The organism is Nocardia sp. NPDC056564 (genome assembly GCF_042793755.1).
Lineage (GTDB): Bacteria > Actinomycetota > Actinomycetes > Mycobacteriales > Mycobacteriaceae > Nocardia.
In genome coordinates, this window is record NZ_JBHTUR010000007.1 from 150445 (window position 1) to 171805 (window position 21361).

Below are 21361 nucleotides of genomic sequence, written 5' to 3' on the forward strand. Positions count from 1 at the left end.
GCTGAGCTTTGTGTCACAGGTAGGCGTTACCGTCGACGAGTGTTGTTCTCCCATGTCGTCCAGGCTTCGGCGACGGTGCGCGCGACCAGGTCACGCAAGACGAAGATCGCCGCCTTCGCCCAGTTGCTGACCGCCGCCGAACCGGACGAACTCGCGCCGGTCGTCGCGTGGGCGTCCGGCGAGCTACAGCAGGGCCGGATCGGCACCGGTTGGCGCACCCTCGCTGCCGTGGACACTACCCCGGCACCCGTTGCGACGCTGGCGGTTTCGGCGGTCGACTCCGCGCTGACCGAGCTGGCCGAGACCTCCGGCCCCGGATCGACGGCCCGGCGCAAGGCGTTGCTCGCCGAGCTGTGGAGCGCCGCGACCGCGGATGAGCAGTCGTTCCTGCTGCGCCTGCTGACCGGTGAACTGCGGCAAGGCGCACTCACCGCGATCGTGCTGGAGGCGGTCGCGGTGGCCGCCGACGTGCCCGCCGACCTGGTGCGCCGCGCGTACATGCTGTCCGGCCGGCTGCCGGTGACCGCGATCGCCGCGCTGACCGGCGGCGTCGCGGCGCTCGGCGAATTCCGGCTGGAGGTGGGCCGGCCGATCCAGCCGATGCTCGCCTCGCCCGGCGCGACGCTGGACGGCGCGCTCACCGAGTTCGGCGGTGACGTGAGCGTCGAGATCAAGATGGACGGCGCCCGGATCCAGGTGCATCGCGACGGTGCGCGGGTCTGGGTGTTCACCAGGACGCTGCGCGACATCACCGCCGGCGTGCCGGAACTGGTCGAGCTGGTGGCCGGGCTCGACTGCACCAGCGTGGTGCTCGACGGGGAAACCCTGGCGCTCACCGATGCCGGGCGCCCGCGCCCGTTCCAGGAGACGATGAGCCGCTTCGCCGAGGTGAGTTCCACCCGGGAACTGCTGCTGCATCCGTACTTCTTCGACTGCCTGCACCTGGACGGCGTGGACCTGCTCGACGCCCCGCTGGCCGAACGCCGCGCCGCGCTCACCGAAGTGGCCTCCGCACACAGCATTCCGGCCCTGATCCGTCCTGACGAGGAGGCCGCAGCCGAATACTTCGACGGCGCGCTCGCCGCGGGCCACGAGGGCGTGATGATCAAGTCGCTGTCCGCGCCCTACGCGGCGGGCCGGCGCGGCCGGGCCTGGCAGAAGATCAAACCGACGCACACCCTCGACCTGCTGGTCCTCGGTGCCGAATGGGGCTACGGCCGCCGCACCGGCTACCTGTCCAACCTGCACCTCGGCGCCCGCGATCCGGAAACCGGCGAACCGGTCATGGTCGGTAAGACCTTCAAGGGCCTCACCGACGCGCTACTGCAGTGGCAGACCGCCGAATTCCCGCGCCACGAACGCGCCCGCGACGAGCAGACCGTCTACCTGTGGCCGGAACTCGTCGTCGAGATCGCCCTCGACGGAGTGCAGGTCAGTCCGCGCTACCCCGGCGGCGTCGCGCTGCGCTTCGCCCGCGTGGTCCGCTACCGCCCCGACAAGGAACCGGGCGAGGCCGACACCATCGACACGGTGCGAGCGCTGCTTTCGTAGCCGACTCGCGGCAGTCTCGGCGATGTCCAGCGGTAGCGGGCGCGCGGTGCGAGGATTGCTCTGCCACTGCAAGTACGGGCTCCTCAGGGGACCGGGGGCGGGTCAGACTGCAGTGGGTTCGGCAGAGCGCTGCTTCGGGATCGGGGAAGACGGTTGGGTGCAATGGTGTGGCGGCTGCGCGCGATGGCGCTGGTCGCGGTCGTGGCGGTGAGCGCGGTGCTGGGCACCTTGGCGCACGCGAATCCGATCGATGACCTGCTGTTTCCGTCCCGCGAGATCGCCGACGCCATGCCGACCCCGCTGGGCGATCCGTTCTACACGCCGCCGGTCGGCTTCGAATCTCTGGCGCCGGGAACGGTTCTCGCGTCCCGTCCCGGTGGCACCGGCGTCACCGGGGTGCCGCTGATCTCGACCGAGCTGCTGATCCGGTCGAACGACGCCAAGGGCAGGCCGGTCCCGGTGGTCGCCACCCTGCTCATGCCGGCCACGCCGTGGACCGGGCCGGGACCGCGTCCGTTGGTGACCTTGAATCCGGCGATCGATTCGCTCGGCAACAACTGCGCGCCGTCCTACGAGCTGCGCATGGTGTCGAGCAAGTTGTGGATGGCGCAGATCCCACTGAACAAGGGCTTCGCCGTGCTGGTGCCGGACCATCAGGGACCGCGTCAGGCGTACGCGGCCGGGCTGATGGCCGGGCACGCGGTGCTCGATTCGATCCGGGCCACGGTGCGGACCCCGGAACTCGGCCTGGTGCCCGAAGCGCCGACCGCGATCACCGGCTATTCCGGCGGCGCCATCGCGTCGGCGTGGGCCGCGCAGCTGGCGCCGCGGTACGCACCGGAATTGAATCTCGTCGGGGTCGCGTTCGGCGGCGTGCCCGCCGATTTCGAGATGCTGCTGCACACCATGAACGGCAAGCCCCTCGCCTCCGGAATCTTCCTCGCCGCGACCCTGGGCATGGCGCGGGAGTATCCGGAGATGCTCGGCCTGATGAACGACAACGGCTGGCGGCTCGCGCGCATCGGCAAGGATTTCTGCATGGCGCACGAGGAGGCGGTCGGGGTCGTCGCGCCGATTCCGGTGCAGGCGCTCACCGATGTGCCCGCGCCGACCGAGCTGCCGCTCATCCGGGACATTCTGGCCGAGAACCGGCTCGGTGCGCTGCCGCCGACCATTCCGGTGTTCCTGTACCACGGACTGAACGAATGGTGGGTGCCGCTGGCCGGCGCCGAGAACCTGTATCGGGACTGGTGCCGAGGCGGTACCCAGGTGGATTTTCAGGTATATCTCGGTGAACATTTCATCGTCAGCACCAGCGGAATTCCGGGCGCCTACGCCTGGATCGAGGATCGATTCGCCGGTAAACCGGTGCCGCAGGGCTGCACGCGATTCGGCTGATAGCTGCCGCATCCGGGCCGATAGAGGACAGGGTCCAACTTAACCCATCGGCGACGCGCGGTGAACCGCAACCACCTGGCAATCCTATTGACCTGTGCCGCACACTGGACATGTGACCGTCGAATTATTGGTTCTCCTGATCGTCATCGTCACGGCACTCGCATTCGATTTCACCAACGGCTTCCATGACACCGCGAACGCCATGGCGACCTCGATCGCCACCGGTGCGCTGCGGCCACGGGTCGCGGTGGCGTTGTCGGCGGTGCTGAATCTGGTCGGCGCGTTTCTCTCCGTCGCAGTGGCCGCCACCGTGGCCAAGGGCATCGTCCGGCTCGACGCGGTGCAGGGGCACGACCTGTTGATCATCGTGTTCGCCGGTCTGGTCGGCGGCATTCTGTGGAACCTGCTCACCTGGCTGTTCGGCCTGCCGTCGAGCTCCTCGCACGCCCTGTTCGGCGGCCTGATCGGCGCCACCCTCGCCGCGCTCGGCTTCAGCGGCGTGATCTGGGCGGCCGGCTCGGACGGCGTGCTGACCAAGATCATTCTGCCGGCCGTGCTCGCCCCGATCGTGGCGGCGCTGGTGTCGGCCCTTGGCACCTGGCTGGTCTACCGGATCACCAAGAAGTCCGACCCGGACAAGGTGGAGGCCGGTTTCCGCTGGGGTCAGATCGGTTCGGCCTCGCTGGTCTCGCTGGCGCACGGCACCAACGACGCGCAGAAGACGATGGGCGTCATCTTCCTGGCCCTGGTCGCGCACGGCACGCTCACCAAGAACGCGGAGATGCCGATCTGGGTGATGGCCGCGTGTGCGATCGCCATCGCCGCGGGCACCTACCTCGGCGGCTGGCGGATCATCCGCACCCTCGGCAAGGGCCTGGTCGAGATCGAGTCGCCGCAGGGTCTCGCGGCCGAAACCGCGTCGGCGGCCATCATTCTCAGCTCCGCGCACTTCGGGCTGCCGCTGTCCACCACGCAGACCGCGACCGGTTCCATCCTCGGCACCGGGCTCGGCAAGGGCGCCGAGGTGCGCTGGGGCGTGATGGGTCGCATGGTCGTCGCGTGGATGCTCACCCTGCCGCTCGCCGGTCTGGCCGGCGCGGCCTGCTGGGCGATCGCGCACTTCATCGGCGGCCTGCCGGGTGTGCTCGTGGTGTTCGCGATCCTGCTCGGCCTGTCCGGGCTGATGTATGTTCGCTCGCGCCGGGATCCGGTCGACACCAGCAACGTCAACGAATGGCCGGAGGACACGCCGGGCGGCCCTGGTGAGGTTGTTAAGCCGGAGAGCGCGCCGCGCGTCGATGGTGCAGAATCCGGCACACCGGACAGCACGGACGTGCCCGCGCCGCAGGGGCAGTCCACCCGGTCGGCGCAGGTGTAGGAGGAGTAGACGTGCATACGCTCATCACGAATCTGAACGCGCTGTGGAAGGTGATGCTCGCCGGGCTGATCCTCGGCGCCGGGCTGCCGCTGGTGTTCGCGGTCGGCGTCCGCTTCTGGTCGGCCGGGGACGCCGTGAGCGCGGACGGCCGGGTCGCCCAGCGCAACTACCCCGCGCTCGCCGTCGCGGTATTGTGCTTCGGGCTGATCATCGCGGCGATCGTGACCGGAATCCTCTACACGGCAAAGGCTTTCATCGCCGCCAGGTTCGGCATTCACCTGTTCGGACAGTCCTGAAGGGCGCAATGTGACCGATCAAGCGAAATCCGCAGAGCTCAGGCCGAACGTCCTCGGCCGGATCATCGGCTGGCTGCGCGCCGGCTATCCGCAGGGCATCCCGCATTCGGATTATGTGGCGCTGTTCGCGGTGCTGCACCGGCACCTCACCGATTTCGAGGTGGTCGCGATCGCCGAGGAACTGGCGGCGGAGAATCCGGACAGCGCGATCACCCGCACCGAGATCGAGGACGCCATCGCGCGAGTCGCGAAGGAGCAGCCGGCCGAGACCGACGTCGCGCGGGTGGCCTCCCACCTCGCGGCCGGCGGTTGGCCGCTGGCCGCCCCACCGGCCGACGCCGACTAGCCCGAGACGCGTTCACCGATGCCTCCCTTCTTGAACGCCATCATCGACTGGCTGCGGGCCGGATATCCGGACGGTGTCCCGGAATCCGACTACATCCCGCTGCTCGCCCTCCTGCGCCGCCGCCTCTCCGACGACGAGGTCCGCCAAATAGCCGCCGAACTGGCCGGCTCCGGCGACCTCCCCGCCGACAAGACCGACATCCAGGTGATGATCACCAAGATCACCAACGAAATGCCCTCGGAGACAGACGTTCTCCGCGTGCAAACCCGCTTGGAAGCACACGCCTGGCCGCAAGACGGCGCCACCCCGCAAGACGGCGCCACCCCGCAAGACGGCGCCACCCCGCAAGACGGCGCCACCCCGCAAGACCCGACACCCCTCTGACCGCCCGATTGTTCGCCGAGCCGGACCCGGCCGCGCTGACCAACGAGGCACGGCTGCGACGAACACCGAGCAACCCCGCGATGTCCCGTTCGATCTGGTGGCCTTGTGGACGGGACATGGCTGCGCCGAAGTGCGAGTAGGCCTGCTGTGGTGTCCCGTTCGCCGATGGTTGGTCTCGCCGACGGGACCTGGTTGTGGTGAACGTCGTGTGGTGGCGCTGTCATATCGTGAGCCGTGAGCCGTGAGCCGTGAGCCGTGAGCCGTGAGCCGTGAGCCGTGAGCCGTGAGCCGTGAGCCGTGAGCCGTGAGCCGTGAGCCGTGAGCTGCGAACCGCGAACTGTCGAGCGTCGAGCGTCGAGCGCCTGAAGGCGGCCTGATCGGTGAAGTGCCGCTGGGCCTTTCCGTCGAGTTCTGCACGGCGCACGCCTGCTCCCGGCGGGCAGGATGTGCGCCTGCGGGACATGGCTGCGGTGAAGGCCGAGTGGTGGCTCCGTGGTGTCCCGTCCGGCTGGTGATGGGTGACTGAGTGGGACATGGTTGTGGCGAAGTGTGAGTAGAGGCGCGGTGATGTCCCGTTCGGCCAGTGGCGAGTGATTGGGTGAGACATGGGTGGGGTGAAGTATGGGTGGGGTTCTGTGGTGTCTTGGTCGGGGTTGTTGGCCTGGGGCGGCGGGGCCTGGTGTAGCGAGAGTTGTGGGGTGCCTGGATAGGGCGTTTCGGTGAAGGTGGTGGGGTTGGTCAGGTGAGTGGGTTGTGGGTTCGGGGGTGGGTGAGGGAGGGGAGGCGGCGGAAGCCGGCGGAGACTTCGAAGGCCAGGTCGTGGTAGCCGGTGGCTAGTTCGGCGAGGCGTGCCCTGGCGTCGTGTACGGCCCATTCCGGTGTGCTGGACGGGGATTCGTTGGCGCTGACGGAGAACTGGGCTAGTCGGTCGATCACCATGCCGACGGTTTCGGTGTGCAAGTGCGCACCGTCGTGGGGTGGCGGGAGTTCGGTGGCGACCCAGCGGTCGATGGCGAGGACCAGGCGGGCGCGGTGGGCGTCGATGTCGGCGGCAGTGCCTGGCCCGGTGCGGGCTCGGCGCTCGTGCAATCCGGCCAGTAGATGGGCGGATTCGAGCAGCGGGTGGCCGGTGTGTGGCGCGGTTCGGCAGGCTTCGAGAACCATGGCCTTGGGCGGAAGCGGTTCCAACGTGATAGTCCCCTGACGTGAATATTGTTACTGGACAACAGGTATGGATCTATTGGCCTTTGGTGGGTTGACTTCGCGGTCGCGTCGGCGATCGGATCAGCCCGGATTCCGTTGTCTTCCAAGGTTTTCAGAGAGCGACCCGTCTGATCGGCGCGAAGGCCGTCAGTCCCATCCGCTATTCGACTCTGGCATGGGCGAAACCGCTTCTACCACTAAGCCGGTCGCCGTCGCTTGTCTCGCCGGCATCCGATCACACAGATACGACACCGTCCCTGCATCGCCACCGACTCGTCGGTTCCGATGCGTCGTCTGGTCATTCAGGCCCTACTGATAACCGGCATCGACATACGAAACCCCCTCGCGCCCACCGTGTGGGCCCGATCCAGGTCGGGTATGTGATGCGTGACACAACGAGGTTAAAGTTATATCTATCGATAAGTCAAGTTGACCTATCGCTCGACACTGCCGTGGCGTACTCTGACGGAAGTTCGGTCGACTCCACGCATCACCAGAGCTGGAAGGACACCATCGAGCCATGGCTCCACTCTCGCCCACGGTCGCTCGCTGGGAGCTCATGCTCCGAATTCGCCGCCGCCGCAACGAGTTCAACGTCAGCGCTTCGGTCATCGCCAAGGAACTCGGCTTCACCCTCTCCTACTGGTCGAAGGTGGAGAAGGAACGAGTCCTGGCCGAGGACAAGCTGAAGCGGCTGATGTCCCTACTCGAGTTCGATCCGGCCGAGCGCGAGGAGATGTTGCGGTTGCGCGAGATCGCCAAGCAGCGCGGATGGTGGTCGAATTATGCTGACCTGCTACCGGATAGCCACGTGCGGTTGTATGGGCTCGAGCTCGGTGCACAGTCGGTCCGTACTTACGAAAGCGTGCTGGTTCCGAGCCTGTTGCAGACCGCCGACTATGCGCGTGCGTTGCTGGTCAGTGATGCCGCGCGAATCCGGCAGGTGGATATCGACCGCCTGGTGCAGGTGCGACTGCGCCGACAGGAGCGGTTGACCATCGGGGATCCGTTGCACCTCACGGTGATTGTCAACGAGGCGGCGCTGACCCAGCAGATCGGTGGTCCCGAAGTCCGGCAAGGGCAATTGCGCCATCTCGCCGCCCTGGCCGAGCAGCATCCGGACACGATCGATATCCGGGTCATCCCCTTCGAGGCGGTCGGCGGCGGGTTACTCGGCGGCGCGGCGTTCCATCTCCTGGGCTTCGACAACCCGCTGCTACCGGATATCGCCTGGACCGAAACCCTGATCGAGCTGGATCTGATCGAAGACCCCGAACCGGTGCGGCATATCGACACCTTGTTCGCCAACGCCATAGCCGATTGCGCACTGCCGCAAGCGGAGTCACTCGCGCTGATCGAGCGGAAGATAGCCACTGGGTGATCGCCGCCGGGCGCAACGGGAACCGTGCTCGACCAGCCGGTTCGCATCGTGGCATCCCAGCGGCGATGCGGCAGGAACCGAGATCGAAGTTCCCAGCCGACTCCCAGCAGAAAAGGGGCCACCATTCAGCCGCATCACCCAAGCTGAATGCTGTCGGATTCCTCCCGAACACCCCGACCACCCACCTGGTGGGCCACTGCCCGGCCCACCACCCCACCGGCCGGCGGCGCCGGGCCCGCGCCCGCGCCGCCGGCCGCCCACCTCCGCGTCGAGCGGGACATAGTCGAGCCGAAGTGCGAGTAGTTCAGCTGCCGTGTCCCGTTCGTTGGCTGGTCCAGCGTCGAGTGGGCATGACGGAGCGGAAGTTCGGGTAGCTCCGCCGATCACATCGACCGGCTGGCTTGCATCATGATCACCTACCGGTTACGCACCGCGTGTATGAACGTGAGGTTGCCGCGCTGTCCGCGCTGATGCGCGACGCGGGTGGCCCGGTGTACGTCGACAGCGTGAACCCTGACGCACTTGTCCGCCATGTCCCGCTTGACGTGCGGCTTTGCATCGAGTGGGACACGGTAGAGCGGAAGTGCGAGTAGCTCCACTGTCATGTCCCGTTCAGTGTCTGGCCCAGCGTCGAGTGGGACGTGGCCGAGTGGAAGTGCGAGTGGCTTCGTTGTCATGTCCTGCTTGATGTTCGGCTTTGCGTCGAGTGGGACATGGCGGAGGGAAAGTGCGAGTGATGTGCCAGCGTGTCTGGTGCGTCGTCCACCTTTGCGTCTGATGGGCCGGGGTGGAGGGAAGTTGGAGTAGCTCGTCGACTACGTGCCGTTCGTTGGTCGGCCCGGGGTGGGGCGGGGTACGGCGGAGCGGGGCTCGAGTGATTTCGCCGCAGTCTCGGAAGCCGGGGGCCGCTTCGAGCGGGATGTGGCAGGGGACTGGCTGCTTGGTTTTGTTGGGCGGGGTTCAGAGGGGTGCGCCGTGGGCGAGGAGGGCTTGGCGGGTTCGGGTCAGGACTTTCTGTGGGTGGTCGGTGAGGAGGGTGGCGCTGACTCGGATGAGGATCCAGCCGAAGGATTCCAGGGTGGCGGTGCGGTCGATGTCCTTTGTGCGTTGGGCGGGGTCTGTCCAATGTTGTTCTCCGTCGTATTCGACACCGACTTGCCAGCGGCGCCAACCCATGTCGAGCCGAGCGAGGCATTTACCGCGGCGGTCACGGACTTGGATCTGCGTCTCGGGTGCGGGCAGACCCGCTCGGTGCAGGAGCAGGCGGGTGCGGCTTTCCTGGATTGATTCGGCTCCGCCGTCGATGTAGGGCAAGGCCTTTCGGAGATTCGGCAGCCGCGGACGCCCGGATGACGGTCGGCGAGTTGCTCGATGGCTCCCACCTCCAGGCCGGTCGCATTGCAGAGCGCGTCGACTACTTCGACGGCCTCGGCGGGGGCGAGACGGCGACCGAGATCGAATGCGGTGCGAGCCGTTGTGGTGCAACGGAAGCCGTCGATCGAGCACACCTCGTCGTCGGGGATCGTGTCGCGGTAGACCCGGAGGTTACGAGGTGCTCGAGCGTGTCCAGGTAGCGTGATCTCGGCCGGCTTGCCGTCGAGCCACCGCGTGCCGTGCATCGCCGCCGCCGAGAATCCGGTCAGAATTCCCGCGCCTTTCGCCCAGTACCCGGCCGCCTGCGCGCGCCCCTTCGCGTCCAACCGAATGCCTTTGCGCTGATACACATCCGGATGCACGCGTTCGAACTCCGTGCGCAACTGCCACGGGCGCACCAGCCCGGCGCGCAACGCCCAACTGCCCGGAAACGGTTCATCGAGTTCCGCCATGCGTGCGATCCTGCCCGCCCACCGTCGCTGCGATCCCGCACCGAACGTGAGTTATCCCCAGTTCTCCCCAGAAAACGAGTTATCCACACCCCCAGCCGAATCACCGCCCTCCAGCACCCACTCGCGCAGCTGAACACCCAGATTGCATACGGCTCGACCAGACCCGGTCAAAGCAATCTCAACCGCCCGCTCAGCCATGTCCCGATCGCGTGCTCGGATGCCCGGCCTATGTCAGGGAGTGGGACGTGACCGCGGGGAAAGTCGAGTGTTGCCTCTGTCATGTCCCGTTCACGCAGCCAGAAGCCGGGTCTCTTCGGCGAGTGGGACCTGAATGCGGCGAAGTCCGAGTGCCTGCACAGTCATGCCCCGTCTGCATTACTGGTGGCCGGTTTCCCTCGGCGAGTGGGACCTCGTTGTGCAATGGCCAAGCGCTGCCCGGTGACTTCCGGCCGCGCCTGGGTGTCGGTGAGTTGATCGTGAGTGGGATCAGGCTGAGGCAATGGTCGAGTGCACGCCCTGTCGTGTCCCGTTCGCGCGTTCGTTCGCCGCTGAGTGGGGCCTTGCTGTGGCAAAAGGCGAGCATTGGCTTGGTGGTGTCCCGTTCACGCGTTCGGATATCGGGGTTGGTGCCGAGCGGGGCATGGTCGTGGCGAATCCCGAGAGGCTGTTCTGTGGTGTCCCGTTCGCGCATTCGGGTGTCGGGGTTGGTGGCGAGCGGGGCATGGTCGTGGCGAATCCCGAGTGGCTGCTCTGTGGTGTCCCGTTGGCGCGGTGGGTGGCCGGGCTTGTCGGTGATTGGGTCCTGGCTGTGGCAAAAGGTGGGTGCTGGCTTGGTGGTGTTCCCGTTCGTGTGTCCGGGTGCCGGGGTTGGTGGCGAGCGGGGCATGGTCGTGGCGAATCCCGAGTGACTGTTCTGTGGTGTCCCGTTCGCGCGGTGGGTAGCTGGGTTTGTTGGTGAGTGGGTCCTGGCTGTGGCAAATGGCGGGTGTTGGCTTGGTGGTGGCCCGTTCGTGTGTCCGGATGTCGGGGTTGGTGGCGAGCGGGGCATGGTCGTGGCGAATCCCGAGTGACTGCTCTGTGGTGTCCCGTTCACGCGTTCGGATGTCGGGGTTGATGGCGAGCGGGACATGGTCGTGGCGAATCCCGAGTGGCTGCTCTGTGGTGTCCCGTTCACGCGTTCGGATGTCGGGGTTGGTGGCGAGCGGGACATGGTCGTGGCGAGCCCTGAGTGGCTGTTCTGTGGTGGCTCGTTCGTGCGGTGGGTAGCCAGGTTTGGTGGCGGGTGGGGCTGGGCGTGGCAAAAGGTGCGTGGCTGGGCTGGGCGTGTTTCGTTCGCGCAGCTGGACGGGGCGGGTTTTGCTCGGTGTGTGTGGGCTGTGGCTGGAGCGATGGGGTGGTGCGACGGTGTTTCGAAGGGGACTCTCAGGTGTCGCAGGGGGAAGTGCTCAGGTGGGGTGGGCAAGGTTGGGGGTGAGCTTTGGTGGATCGGCTGCCCCGGTTCACCCATCCCCGCGGTCGGCGGCGTTACTCCTGGCGTCGCCGACCGCATACTTCTGCCGGGTGTGGTCAGCGCGCGAGTAGCTGGAGGAAGCGTTCGACCTCGGTGTGGATGGCCGCGCGGGCGGGGGTGAGGTATTTGCGCGGGTCGGAGAGGGTGGGGGTGGCGGCGAGGGTGGTGCGGACGGCCTCGGTCATGAGGACGTTGAGGCGGGTGGCGATGTTGACCTTGGTGATGCCGTGTTCGACCGCGGCGCGGAGGCCGTCGTCGGGAACGCCGGAGGAGCCGTGCAGGACCAGCGGGACGGGGACCTTGGCGGCCAGGTGCGCGATGAGGTCGTTGTCGAGGGTCGCGGTGCGGGTGTGCATGGCGTGCGAGGAGCCGACGGCCACGGCCAAGGCGTCTACGCCGGTGCCGGCCACGAATTCGACGGCCTCGTCCGGGTCGGTGCGCACACCGGGGGCATGCGCGCCGTCCTTGCCGCCGACCTCGCCGAGCTCGGCTTCGACGTGCACGTCCCGTTCGTGACACCAGCGGGTGATCTCGGCGGTGGTGGCGACGTTGGCGGCATATTCGAGGGTGGATCCGTCGTACATGACCGAACGGACACCGAGTTCGACTGCGGCACGGACCAATTCGGGCGAGGTCGCGTGATCGAGGTGAACGGCGATGTCGGCGGTGCTGTCCGCCGCGATCCGCAGGCAGGCCAGGGCGAGCGGGGCGAGACTACCGTGATACGCCGCCGTGTTCTCCGAAAGTTGCAGCACAACAGGCCGTTTCGCCGATTCCGCGGCCGCCGCGATGGCCTCGGCATGCTCCAAGGTGATCACATTGAACGCGCCGAGCCCACCCGGTCGCGCGGCGGTGATCAAGTCGGCTACGGGCGTCAACGGCATAGGTACATCTCCTGAGAACTCAACACAGCCGCCGACGGTGGTTCACGGGGCGGTTTCGTGACGGGTGGGTAGGTCCAGCGGGGTGACACGGACGGTGGGGGCGATCCGGGTGCGCAGGCAGCGGTCGATCTCGCCGGCGACGGGGACTACCACCGCGGCGGCGGAGGTGGCCACGGCGTCGGTGAGGATGGCGGGCCAGTCCGGGACTTCGTCCGCGGTGAGCGCGGCGATAACCGCTGCGGTGGCGGAATCGCCTGCACCGGTGGGATTTCCGGACAACGGCTCGGGGAGCGTGGCGTACCACGCGCCGTCGGCGGTGACGGCGACCATGCCGTCGGCCCCGCGCGTGGCGATGACGGCGCGGACACCGCTCTCGACGAGGGGATAGGCGGCGGTGACGACCTCGTCGGCGGTGGCCGACTTGATGCCGGTGAGGCGGTGCAGTTCGTCGCCGTTGGGCATGAGGATGATGCCGGGGATCTGGGCCGCCAGCCGCAGCGCCTCGCCGTCGACATCGCAGATGGTGGGCACGTCGGCGGCGACGGCGGTGCGGGCGATCTCGGCGGGCAGGGACGGCGCGATGCCGCCGGGCAGCGACCCGGAGATGACCAGGCCGTCGACGTCGGGCAGCATGCCCGCGACCCGGACCGCGAGTTGCTCGGCGGCGTGCGGGTTGGAGACGCGGGCGCCGGGCTCCCACAGGGCGGTCGCGGTGCCGTCCTCGGATTCGCTGATCACCACGGTGCGGCGGACCCAGGGGAGCGCGTGCACGAAGTCGACCGGCATCTCCAGCTCGGCGGCGGCCGCGAAGGCGTGATCGGAGAAACCCGTTGCCCTGGCGTACTTTCCGAGTTGATTCAGCACCCGCGTGACGTTGATGCCCTTACCGCCGATGCGTTGTTCGACCGAGCGGACCCGATGTGCCTGGCCTCGTTCGAAGTGCTCGACGCGATAGGTCATGTCGTAGGCGGGATTCATCGTCACGGTGAGGATCACGACAACCACTCTCCTCGCCTGAGCACCCGGCGCAACCGCAGGCTCTCCCCAACGATCAATAGGTCGGCGAAGTATCCCCTCCGCAGGTCACCGACGTCGGGTAGGCGCAGCGCCGCCGCGGGGGTGGACGTCGCCGCGAGCACGGCGTCGGTCAGCGACACGCCGGACTCGCGCACCGCGCGCGCCACCGTGTCGAGCAGCGTGCTGACGCCGCCCGCGATCGATCCGTTCGCGATCCGGGCCACGCCCTGCCGCACGGTCACGGACTGCGGGCCGAGTTGATACTCGCCATCCGACAACCCGGCCGCCTGCATCGCGTCGGTGATCAGCGCGACCCGGCCCGGCGCGGCCGCGAAGACCAGCGCGGCGAAGCCGGGATCGACATGCACACCGTCCCCGATCAACTCGACCGTCGCCTGCCCGGCCGACGCGGCGACCAGGCTGGCTCCGACCGGGCCGGGATCGCGGTGGTGCAGCGGCGGCATCCCATTCGCCAGATGCGTCACCAGCGCGCCGAATCCCGTGGGCCGCAGCGCCTTCAGGAACGACGCGTAGTCGGAATTGCTGTGCCCCAGTGAAACCACGACACCGTTCTCGGTAAGCCGTTGCGCGACCGCGTCGTAACCGGTTCGCTCCGGCGCCAGCGTCATCACCCGCAGGTGTCCGCCGCCGGCCGCGAGCAGCCGATCGGTTAGCTCGAGGTCCGGATCGCACAGGTATCGCGGGTCCTGCGCACCGCACCGCGCCTCCGACAGGAACGGCCCCTCGGCGTGAATCCCGCCGATCACCCCATCCGCGGCCAACTCTCGCAGCACGCTGGTCTGCGCGATCATGTCCGACGCGGCCGCGGTGACAATGCTCGCGACCACCGTCGTGGACCCGCTCGCATGATGAAACTCCGCCGCCGCCCGCGCCTCCGCCACATCGACGGTGTCGAACCGATGCCCGAACCCGCCATGATTGTGGATGTCCACGAGCCCGGGCAGCAGCGTTCCGGCAAACGGCGGCTCCGGCGAATCCGGATGCGCCGCAACCCACTCCGCGAACGGCAGCACGGAATCGATCCGGTCGCCCGCGATCGTGACCACACCGTCGTCCCACTGCGCGGACGCGGCGACGACTCGCCCGCGGATCGCCTCCGTCAGCATCCGGACGCCTCCCGCCCGCGAATCCGGCCTGGCTCGTGTCGTTCTGGCGCTGCCTCCACGGGGTCGCGCCGCAGCCGCAGCCGCATGACCAGCGTGGCCGGCGGCAACTTCAGCCGACTGCGCCGACCGGCCGGCGAACCAACCCGCCGGTGCGGACTGCGCTGTAGACACCACGCGGCCGTCGCGTAACCGGCACCTGACCCCAGCGCTGTATCTGCCTCGTCAGCAATAGTTTTCAACCGCACGGTGTCGGTATGGCACGAGGCGAAGGCGGGCCCGATCATTCGAGCGCTCCCTGCCGGGCGAAGAGCGCCGCACCGGTCAACCCGGCGCGCGCACCATATGCACCGAGCACGACGCGCGGCGCCGGCACCAGTCGAAGCCGGTCGGCGATCGCTTGATGCAGCGGATCGGTCAGCGCGGCACCGGCACCGGCCAGCCCGCCACCGAGAATGATCAGCTCGGGACACGCGGCGTGCACGATCCCGATGAGTCCGTCGGCCAGCGCATCGACCGCGTCCGCGAGCACCGCCTTGGCGTCGACATCGGTATCCACCAGCGCGAATACTTCGGCAGCACCACTGATTTCACGGCCGGTGCGCCGGGTGTACGCGCGGGCGATCGACGCACCGGACGCAACGGTCTCGACGCACCCGGTGTTGCCACACGGACACGGCAGCCCATCCGCCCGAACCGGGATGTGCCCGTATTCGCCGACCTGACCGTACGTACTCCGCAGCAACCGTCCGCCGACCGACAGGGTCCCGGAGATCCCGGTCCCCAGAATGACCACGCAGACGTTGTCGTACCCACGCCCGGCCCCGAACCGCCACTCGGCCCAACCCGCAACGGCCACATCATGTTCGATCAACACCGGAACGCCCCAGCGATCGAGGAATCGATCGCCGACCGCGAAGTCCCGCCATCCGACATTGCTACTGAACACCGCGATCGAGCGAACGGTGTCCACAATGCCCGGCAGCACGACCGCCGCCCGGCCGACCCGACCCCGCTGCTCCTCGGTCAACTCGCCGAGCAACTGATCGCCGAGCGCCCCCATCACCTCGAACGCCGCCTCACCCTGTGGTGTCGCGACGGTGCCGACCGCGAGCACGGTGCCCGCGACGTCGGTGATCTCGCCCTTGATCGTGGTGCCGCCGACATCGAGGCCGAGCACCAGCGCGTCCGCGGCCAACGCGTCCGGCTGCGGCGATACCGCAGCCGAACGCGTCGCAGTGCCGCCGCAGTGAGCCGCGGCCGACCCGGCAGTCCCGGCCGTGGGCCGGACGGCACTCGTCGAGGACGTCTCGTTCGCCACTCCCATGCTTGGCACAGTAGTTCCCGGCGCGTCGTGCGGGGTGGCGCCAGCTTGGTCGAGTTTCACCGGGCCGGTCCGATCACTGGTCGAGGACGACCGAGCGATTGAGCCCACGCGGGTGGTCGGGGTCGAGGCCGAGGTCGGCCGCGCGCAGCACGCAGAGCTGGTGCACGCGGAGCAGGTCGGCCATCGGGTCGATGTCGCGGTGCTCGAAGTGCGCACCGGTGCTGGCGATGTCTCTGGCGAAGTTCGGCACCAGCGGGCCGAAGGCCCAGACCGCGCGACCGGGCGCGGAGATGGCGACCGGGCCGTGGCGGTATTCGGTGGCCAGGTAGGACTCGGTCCAGGACTGGCAGGATTCGCGCAGCTTGAGCCCGGACTCCTCGGCGATGGCGGCGGCGAAGCCCATGCCGACGAAGCTGATCTCCTCGGCGTGGCGGACGTCGGCGAGCGAGACCGCCGGGTCCTCGGCGAGCACCTTGCGTCCCTGCTCGATCACCGGGGCGAGGTCTTCGCCGAGGTGCCAGCGCAGGATCGCCAGCGCGGTGGTGGCGAAGCGGGTCTGCACCACCGATTTCTCGTCGACCTCGTCGATCAGGATCGGGTCGCCCAGCTCGAGCACCGGGGTGCCCGGACTGGAGCAGATGACGGTGCGCGGAATGTGTGCTGGGATGTCCCGCATGGCATTGACCACCTCGGTGGTCGTGCCTGACCGGCATATCACCAGGTAGCGGTCGTAATCGCGGCCGTAGCGGACCTCGCTGGCGGGCCAGGCGTCGGTCAGGCCGTGGCCTGCGCCCTCGCGCAGCGCCGCGATCGCTTTGGACATGAACAGGGAAGTGCCGCAACCGATCACGGCGACTCGCTCGCCCTTGTGGGGGAGGATGTCGCGATGTTCGGCAGCGATCGTTTCGGCGCGCGCCCAGTCGTCAGGCTGGGTGGCGACCTCGTTGGCCAGATGGGTGACGGGGGTGGGTTCGGCGGAGATCGGCACCACAACAGAATCCGCCCGGTGATCGTTCATGTCAAATTTACGAGCGAATCGGTCACATATGATCAAGCTTGGGTCTATGTTGATAGTCGGTCGATCAGTTCGATCCCATCATCGGCTGTCCAGTGGCGCCCGGTGTGCAAATTTGAAAGGTTCTACTCGTGAAAAGACCACTCCACGGCGTGCTTGCGGGGGTCGCGATGTTCACCGGCCTCGCGCTGGCGATCTCGTCCTGTGGGTTCGGCTCGAAAGATAACGCCGATTCCGACAACACGATCAACTTTTTAGCCCCGGCCTACAGCGACGGGGCCAACGGTACGAAGGCGCTGTGGGACGGGATCATCGCGGACTTCCAGAAGTCGAACCCGGACATCAAGGTGAACCTGCAGATCGAGTCCTGGAACTCGATCAACGACGTGGTGCGCACCAAGTTGCAGTCGAAGTCGACCACCCCGGACATCCTCAACATCGACGCCTACGCCAGCTTCGCCAGTGACGGCCAGCTGTACCCGGCCGCGGAAGTCGTGTCGCCGCAGGTGCTTTCGGACATCCAGCCCGGCTTCGCGAAGAACGCATCGCTGAACGGCACGCAGTACGCGCTGCCGCTGTTCGCCTCCACCCGCACCCTGTTCTACAACACCGACCTGTTCACCAAGGCCGGCGTCACCGCGCCGCCGAAGACGTGGGCCGAGCTCACCGACACGGCGAAGAAGATCCAGGCCCTCGGCGGCGGGGTCTCCGGCTACGGCCTGCCGCTCGGCAGCGAGGAAGCCCAGGGCGAGACCTCCATCTGGACCTTCGGCGCGGGCGGCAAATGGGCCGACGGGGACAAGGTCACCGTCGACACCCCGGCCAACCTGGAGGGCGTGCGCGCGATGCGCGAGATCGCCGATGCCGGTGTCACCCAGCCGAATCCGGGTGCGACCGACCGCAAGGACGTGATCAACGCGTTCATCCAGGGCAAGATCGGCATGATCGAGGGCCTGCCCCCGACCATCAGCCAGATCGCCTCGAAGAACCCGGCGCTGAAGTACGCGACCGCGCCGACGCCGACCAAGTCCGGCACCCCGGTGACCCTCGGCGTGGCCGATCACCTGATGGCGTTCAAGAAGGACGGCAAGAAGACCGAGTCGATCAAGAAGTTCCTCGACTTCTTCTACGGCGCCGATGTCTACTCGAAGTTCGTCTCGACCGAGGGCTTCATCCCGATCACCAACACCGCGGCCGCCAAGCTGGCCGCCGACCCGGTGACCAAGGCGTTCGGCTCCACCCTCGCGGTGGCGCAGTTCTACCCGAGCAACAACCCGAAATGGGCTGCGGCGCAGGGCGCTATCCGGCAGCAGATGGGCACCATCGCACAGGGCACCGACCCGGCCCAGGTGCTGCAGCGCATACAGGAAGCCGCGAAATAGCGTGCGACGGAAAGGAACTCTGGCGGCGATACCGTGGATCGGACCCTCGCTGGTCTTGATCGCGGCTATCGTCGCCTTTCCCGCCTGCTACATGCTGTGGACCAGTACCCGGGATCTCAGCGCCTACGGTCAGGACCGGGGCGCGGCGGGCCTGGAGAACTTCCGCACGCTGTTCGGGATTTCGGAGCTGGGATCCGTCCTCGCGCACACGGTGATCTGGGTTGTCGCCGTCGTGCTGATCACCCTGGTGATCTCGGCGGGGCTCGCCCAGTTCCTGAACAAGGATTTCCCCGGCCGCACCGCGGTGCGGATGGCGATCCTGGTGCCGTGGGCCGCCTCCGTCGTGATGACGACGACGATCTTCTACTACATGCTCGATCCCGACGTCGGCATCGCCAACCGGTTCCTGGTCGATATCGGCCTGCTTGACCGGGGTTACGGCTTCACCAAGCAGCCGACGCCGGCCTTCCTGGTCGCGATCGGGGTCGCGGTGTTCGTCTCCATCCCGTTCACCACCTATACGATTCTGGCCGGGCTGCAGGCGATTCCGGCCGAGGTCAACGAGGCGGGCCGGGTCGACGGAGCCAGCGCGTGGCAGCGCTACCGCTTCCTCACGCTGCCGCAACTGCGTCCGGCGATCGCGGTGGCGACGATCATCAACATCATCAACTCGTTCAACTCGCTGCCGATCCTGCAGGTGATCACCGGCAGCATCGCGGGTTTTCAGGCCGACACCACAACCACGTTGATGTTCAAGCTGATTCGGCAGAATCAGCAGGTCGACACGGCGGCGGCGATGAGCGTGCTGAACTTCGTGCTGATCATCGTCATCATCGCGATCTATGTGAAGGTGGTCCGACCGACTCAGGAGGTCGACGGGTGACCGCCGCGGATTTGACGCACATCGAGAAGGTCACGGGCGCAGTGGCGGTGGCCGATTCGGACGCGCGGCCCGGCGTCCGGACGAAGCGACGGCGCTGGGAACTGACTGCGGTCGGTGTCGTGCTGGCCGCGCTGTTCCTGCTGCCGTTCATCGTGATGGTGCTCGGCTCGCTGAAGAGCCGGGCCGAAATCCTGCGTATCCCACCGACTTACCTCCCGGAGACGTGGCATCCGGACAACTACTCCACCATGTGGGACACCCCGGAAACGCCGCTGCCGTTCAATCTGGCCAGCACGGTGATCATTTCGGTGTTCGCCACGGTGCTCGTGCTGCTGGTCGCCATCCCGGCGGCGTATTACACGGCGCGGCACAAGTTCCCGGGCCGCGCGGTGTTCCTCGGCCTGGTGCTGGTCACCCAGATGTTGCAGCCGACGGTGCTGGTCACCGGTCTGATCCGGGAGTTCTTCGCGGTGGGAATCAACGACACCTGGCTGGCGATGATCCTGGTGAACGCGGCGTTCAACCTGTCGTTCGCGGTGTGGATCCTGCACAGCTTCTTCGCCTCCATTCCGGTGGAGATCGAGGAGGCCGCGATGCTGGACGGGCTGAGCCGCTGGCAGATCCTGGTCCGGGTGAGCCTGCCGCTGGTCTGGCCGGGCATCGTGACGGCGACGATCTTCGTCATCGTCTCCTGCTGGAACGAATTCGCCGCCAGCCTGGTGGTGCTGACCACCCCGGAGAATCAGCCGCTGTCGGTCGCGCTGACCAAGTTCGTCGGCCAGTACGACACCTCATGGCAATACGTGTTCGCTATCTCCACGGTCGGCATCATCCCGGTCGTGATCCTGTTCGCTTTCATCGAGAAGCGCCTGGTAGCAGGGCTTACGGCGGGCAGCGTCAAGTAGTTCTGCCGAAGCGGGTGGTGCGTCGCACCACCCGCTTCCGGCGGGCTATGCGCCGGATCACTGTCTGAGTCTGGACTTCTTGCGCCGTATCTGAAAACATGCCTTACCGGTATTGGCAACGGGAAGGCACTTCGATGAACGTGCGCAATGGTGGGCGCGTGGTAACCCTCGGCGTCATCGCGTTGATGGCGGCGTGGACGGCGCTCGGTGCGGCGCAGGCGGCACCAGGGGAGCGGCAGGAGGGGGTCCGGATCGAACCGGCGCCCGCGCTCACCCTGCCGCCCGAGCTCGACGACTTCTACCGGCCGGCGGCGGGGGTGGTCGCCGCGGCGCAGCCCGGCGAGATCCTGCGGGCGCGGGCGATCTATCCGGCGTTCATGGGCATCGTGCAGCTGAATGTCGATGCGTGGCAGTTGCTTTACCGCACCACCGACAGTCACGGTGAGCCGATCTCGACGGTGACCACGATCCTGAAGCCGCGCGGTCCGGCCCCGGCCGGTGGGTCGAAGTTGCTGTCGTATCAGATCGCCGAGGACAGCGTCGCGCAGTATTGCGCGCCGTCGTATGTGGCCCAATCCGGCGCCATTCCGGTCGATTACGTGAACGCGGCGGAGACGCTGATTCCGATCGCCGCAGGTCTCGGGCAGGGCTGGACGATCGCGATGCCCGACTATCAGGGGCCGAATTCGGCATACGGCGCGTCCAGGATGAATGCCCAGGCGACCCTGGACGGCATCCGGGCCGCGGAGAATTTCGCGCCCGCGCAGTTGAGCGGGCCGGAAACGCCGGCGGCACTGTGGGGTTACTCGGGTGGCACGATTCCCTCCGCCTTCGTCCCGGAGATCAAAGAGAGTTACGCGCCCGAACTGAATATCGTCGGAATCGCCGCGGGCGGTGTCGCGGCGGGCGACTACGCGGGGGTGGTGCGGCACAATAACGGCGGCGTGTACGCGGGACTCATCTCGGCCGCGATCGTCGGCATTTCGACCGAATACCCGGAAATGCAGCGGGTGATGCGCGAAAGAATCGATCCGCTGGGGCAATTCGTCATGGCCTCGAAGAAGGTGCTGTGCCATCCGCAGGGTGCCATCCTGTTCCCCGGATTCAACTATTTCGGCACCTTCCAAGGCGGTGATCCGCTCACCCTGCCCGAGATCCGGGAAGCGATCGCGGATAACTCGCTCGGACAACAGAAGCCGACCGTGCCGATCTACTTCTATCACGCACAGAACGACGAGCTGATTCCGATTGCCGGCACCGATTCGACCGTGCGGAAATACTGTGCCGAGGGTGCGCCGAGCGTGACCTACGTCCGGGAATTCGCCGCCGAACATCTCTCCGGTGTGCTCTCCCATCTGCCCGGCGCGTTCTATTGGCTCAAAGACCGGCTCAACGGCGTCGCGGCACCGCCGGGCTGCTCGATTACCAGCCCGGTCAGCACGGTCGGCGAACCGCAGTTCGGCCAGGCCCTGGCGGAGATTCTGCCGCCCATGGCGCAGGCCCTCGTCGGATATGCCATCGGCCAGCACAACTAGTCGTCGCCCCGGCTCG

The 21361-nt window shown here is 67.3% G+C and carries 17 protein-coding genes and 1 pseudogene; 11 read left to right on the top strand and 7 right to left on the bottom strand.

What is annotated here, in order from left to right; all coding sequences use genetic code 11:
* The first annotated feature begins 39 nt into the window (after positions 1-39).
* The 6 genes and pseudogenes from ACFQ9K_RS19705 to ACFQ9K_RS19730 form a co-directional block, all read left to right on the top strand.
* Complete coding sequence (locus ACFQ9K_RS19705; RefSeq protein WP_378722127.1) at positions 40-1551, top strand: ATP-dependent DNA ligase; 1512 nt, start codon at positions 40-42, stop codon at positions 1549-1551.
* 162 nt (positions 1552-1713) lie between these two features.
* Positions 1714-2949 carry a lipase family protein gene (locus ACFQ9K_RS19710; protein WP_378722143.1) on the top strand — a complete coding sequence of 412 codons (1236 nt, stop codon included), beginning with the start codon at positions 1714-1716 and terminating at the stop codon, positions 2947-2949.
* Positions 2950-3061: 112 nt separating this feature from the next.
* The gene (locus tag ACFQ9K_RS19715; RefSeq protein WP_378722126.1) at positions 3062-4327 is read left to right on the top strand and encodes an anion permease; all 1266 of its coding nucleotides are present in this window, start codon (positions 3062-3064) and stop codon (positions 4325-4327) included.
* Positions 4328-4338: 11 nt separating this feature from the next.
* Positions 4339-4623 (top strand): hypothetical protein, encoded by a 285-nt coding sequence (locus ACFQ9K_RS19720; RefSeq protein WP_378722125.1) that lies wholly within the window; start codon positions 4339-4341, stop codon positions 4621-4623.
* A 10-nt stretch (positions 4624-4633) separates the two neighbouring features.
* The gene (locus ACFQ9K_RS19725) at positions 4634-4969 is read left to right on the top strand and encodes a DUF3349 domain-containing protein (RefSeq protein WP_378722124.1); all 336 of its coding nucleotides are present in this window, start codon (positions 4634-4636) and stop codon (positions 4967-4969) included.
* 18 nt (positions 4970-4987) lie between these two features.
* Positions 4988-5269, top strand: a pseudogene (locus ACFQ9K_RS19730) (DUF3349 domain-containing protein); the annotation flags it as partial.
* 822 nt (positions 5270-6091) lie between these two features.
* Here ACFQ9K_RS19730 and ACFQ9K_RS19735 read toward each other — a convergent pair.
* Positions 6092-6517, bottom strand: coding sequence for a DUF4254 domain-containing protein (locus tag ACFQ9K_RS19735; RefSeq protein ID WP_378722123.1), 426 nt, complete (start codon positions 6515-6517; stop codon positions 6092-6094).
* A 559-nt stretch (positions 6518-7076) separates the two neighbouring features.
* On the opposite strand from ACFQ9K_RS19735, the gene ACFQ9K_RS19740 reads away from it, so the two are divergent.
* Entirely contained in the window at positions 7077-7937 is an 861-nt protein-coding gene (locus ACFQ9K_RS19740) for a helix-turn-helix domain-containing protein (protein ID WP_378722122.1), read from the top strand.
* Between the two features lie 960 nt (positions 7938-8897).
* Here ACFQ9K_RS19740 and ACFQ9K_RS19745 read toward each other — a convergent pair.
* The 6 genes from ACFQ9K_RS19745 to ACFQ9K_RS19770 form a co-directional block, all read right to left on the bottom strand.
* The gene (locus ACFQ9K_RS19745) at positions 8898-9113 is read right to left on the bottom strand and encodes a DUF559 domain-containing protein (RefSeq protein ID WP_378719535.1); all 216 of its coding nucleotides are present in this window, start codon (positions 9111-9113) and stop codon (positions 8898-8900) included.
* Positions 9114-11329: 2216 nt separating this feature from the next.
* Positions 11330-12157: a class II fructose-bisphosphate aldolase gene (locus ACFQ9K_RS19750; RefSeq protein WP_378719528.1), complete on the bottom strand. Its 828-nt coding sequence runs from the start codon at positions 12155-12157 to the stop codon at positions 11330-11332.
* A gap of 42 nt (positions 12158-12199) precedes the next feature.
* Positions 12200-13153 carry a hexose kinase gene (locus ACFQ9K_RS19755; protein ID WP_378719527.1) on the bottom strand — a complete coding sequence of 318 codons (954 nt, stop codon included), beginning with the start codon at positions 13151-13153 and terminating at the stop codon, positions 12200-12202.
* Positions 13150-14301 carry an N-acetylglucosamine-6-phosphate deacetylase gene (locus tag ACFQ9K_RS19760; RefSeq protein WP_378719525.1) on the bottom strand — a complete coding sequence of 384 codons (1152 nt, stop codon included), beginning with the start codon at positions 14299-14301 and terminating at the stop codon, positions 13150-13152. The genes ACFQ9K_RS19755 and ACFQ9K_RS19760 overlap by 4 nt, the downstream gene beginning before the upstream one ends.
* 280 nt (positions 14302-14581) lie before the next feature.
* A complete protein-coding gene (locus ACFQ9K_RS19765; protein WP_378719524.1) occupies positions 14582-15625 on the bottom strand; it encodes an ROK family protein in 1044 nt (347 codons plus the stop codon).
* A 73-nt stretch (positions 15626-15698) separates the two neighbouring features.
* A complete protein-coding gene (locus ACFQ9K_RS19770) occupies positions 15699-16643 on the bottom strand; it encodes an SIS domain-containing protein (protein ID WP_378719523.1) in 945 nt (314 codons plus the stop codon).
* A 128-nt stretch (positions 16644-16771) separates the two neighbouring features.
* Here ACFQ9K_RS19770 and ACFQ9K_RS19775 point away from each other — a divergent pair, with 128 nt between their 5' ends.
* From ACFQ9K_RS19775 to ACFQ9K_RS19790, 4 genes are all read left to right on the top strand, one after another.
* The gene (locus ACFQ9K_RS19775; protein WP_378719522.1) at positions 16772-18022 is read left to right on the top strand and encodes an extracellular solute-binding protein; all 1251 of its coding nucleotides are present in this window, start codon (positions 16772-16774) and stop codon (positions 18020-18022) included.
* Between the two features lie 55 nt (positions 18023-18077).
* Entirely contained in the window at positions 18078-18905 is an 828-nt protein-coding gene (locus ACFQ9K_RS19780) for a carbohydrate ABC transporter permease (RefSeq protein WP_378719520.1), read from the top strand.
* On the top strand, positions 18902-19810 hold the full coding sequence (locus tag ACFQ9K_RS19785) for a carbohydrate ABC transporter permease (RefSeq protein ID WP_378719518.1): 909 nt from the start codon (positions 18902-18904) through the stop codon (positions 19808-19810). Before ACFQ9K_RS19780 ends, ACFQ9K_RS19785 begins: the two co-directional genes overlap by 4 nt.
* 134 nt (positions 19811-19944) lie before the next feature.
* The gene (locus ACFQ9K_RS19790) at positions 19945-21345 is read left to right on the top strand and encodes a lipase family protein (RefSeq protein ID WP_378719516.1); all 1401 of its coding nucleotides are present in this window, start codon (positions 19945-19947) and stop codon (positions 21343-21345) included.
* The last annotated feature ends 16 nt before the right edge of the window (positions 21346-21361 follow it).

Bases quoted from the DNA above. Each gene is read 5' to 3' on its own strand.
- ACFQ9K_RS19710 (WP_378722143.1), top strand. From the start codon at position 1,714: ATGGTGTGGCGGCTGCGCGCGATGGCGCTGGTCGCGGTCGTGGCGGTG.
- ACFQ9K_RS19770 (WP_378719523.1), bottom strand. From the start codon at position 16,643: ATGAACGATCACCGGGCGGATTCTGTTGTGGTGCCGATCTCCGCCGAA.
- ACFQ9K_RS19740 (WP_378722122.1), top strand. From the start codon at position 7,077: ATGGCTCCACTCTCGCCCACGGTCGCTCGCTGGGAGCTCATGCTCCGA.
- ACFQ9K_RS19790 (WP_378719516.1), top strand. From the start codon at position 19,945: ATGAACGTGCGCAATGGTGGGCGCGTGGTAACCCTCGGCGTCATCGCG.
- ACFQ9K_RS19765 (WP_378719524.1), bottom strand. From the start codon at position 15,625: ATGGGAGTGGCGAACGAGACGTCCTCGACGAGTGCCGTCCGGCCCACG.
- ACFQ9K_RS19745 (WP_378719535.1), bottom strand. From the start codon at position 9,113: ATGGGTTGGCGCCGCTGGCAAGTCGGTGTCGAATACGACGGAGAACAA.
- ACFQ9K_RS19750 (WP_378719528.1), bottom strand. From the start codon at position 12,157: ATGCCGTTGACGCCCGTAGCCGACTTGATCACCGCCGCGCGACCGGGT.
- ACFQ9K_RS19735 (WP_378722123.1), bottom strand. From the start codon at position 6,517: ATGGTTCTCGAAGCCTGCCGAACCGCGCCACACACCGGCCACCCGCTG.
- ACFQ9K_RS19760 (WP_378719525.1), bottom strand. From the start codon at position 14,301: ATGCTGACGGAGGCGATCCGCGGGCGAGTCGTCGCCGCGTCCGCGCAG.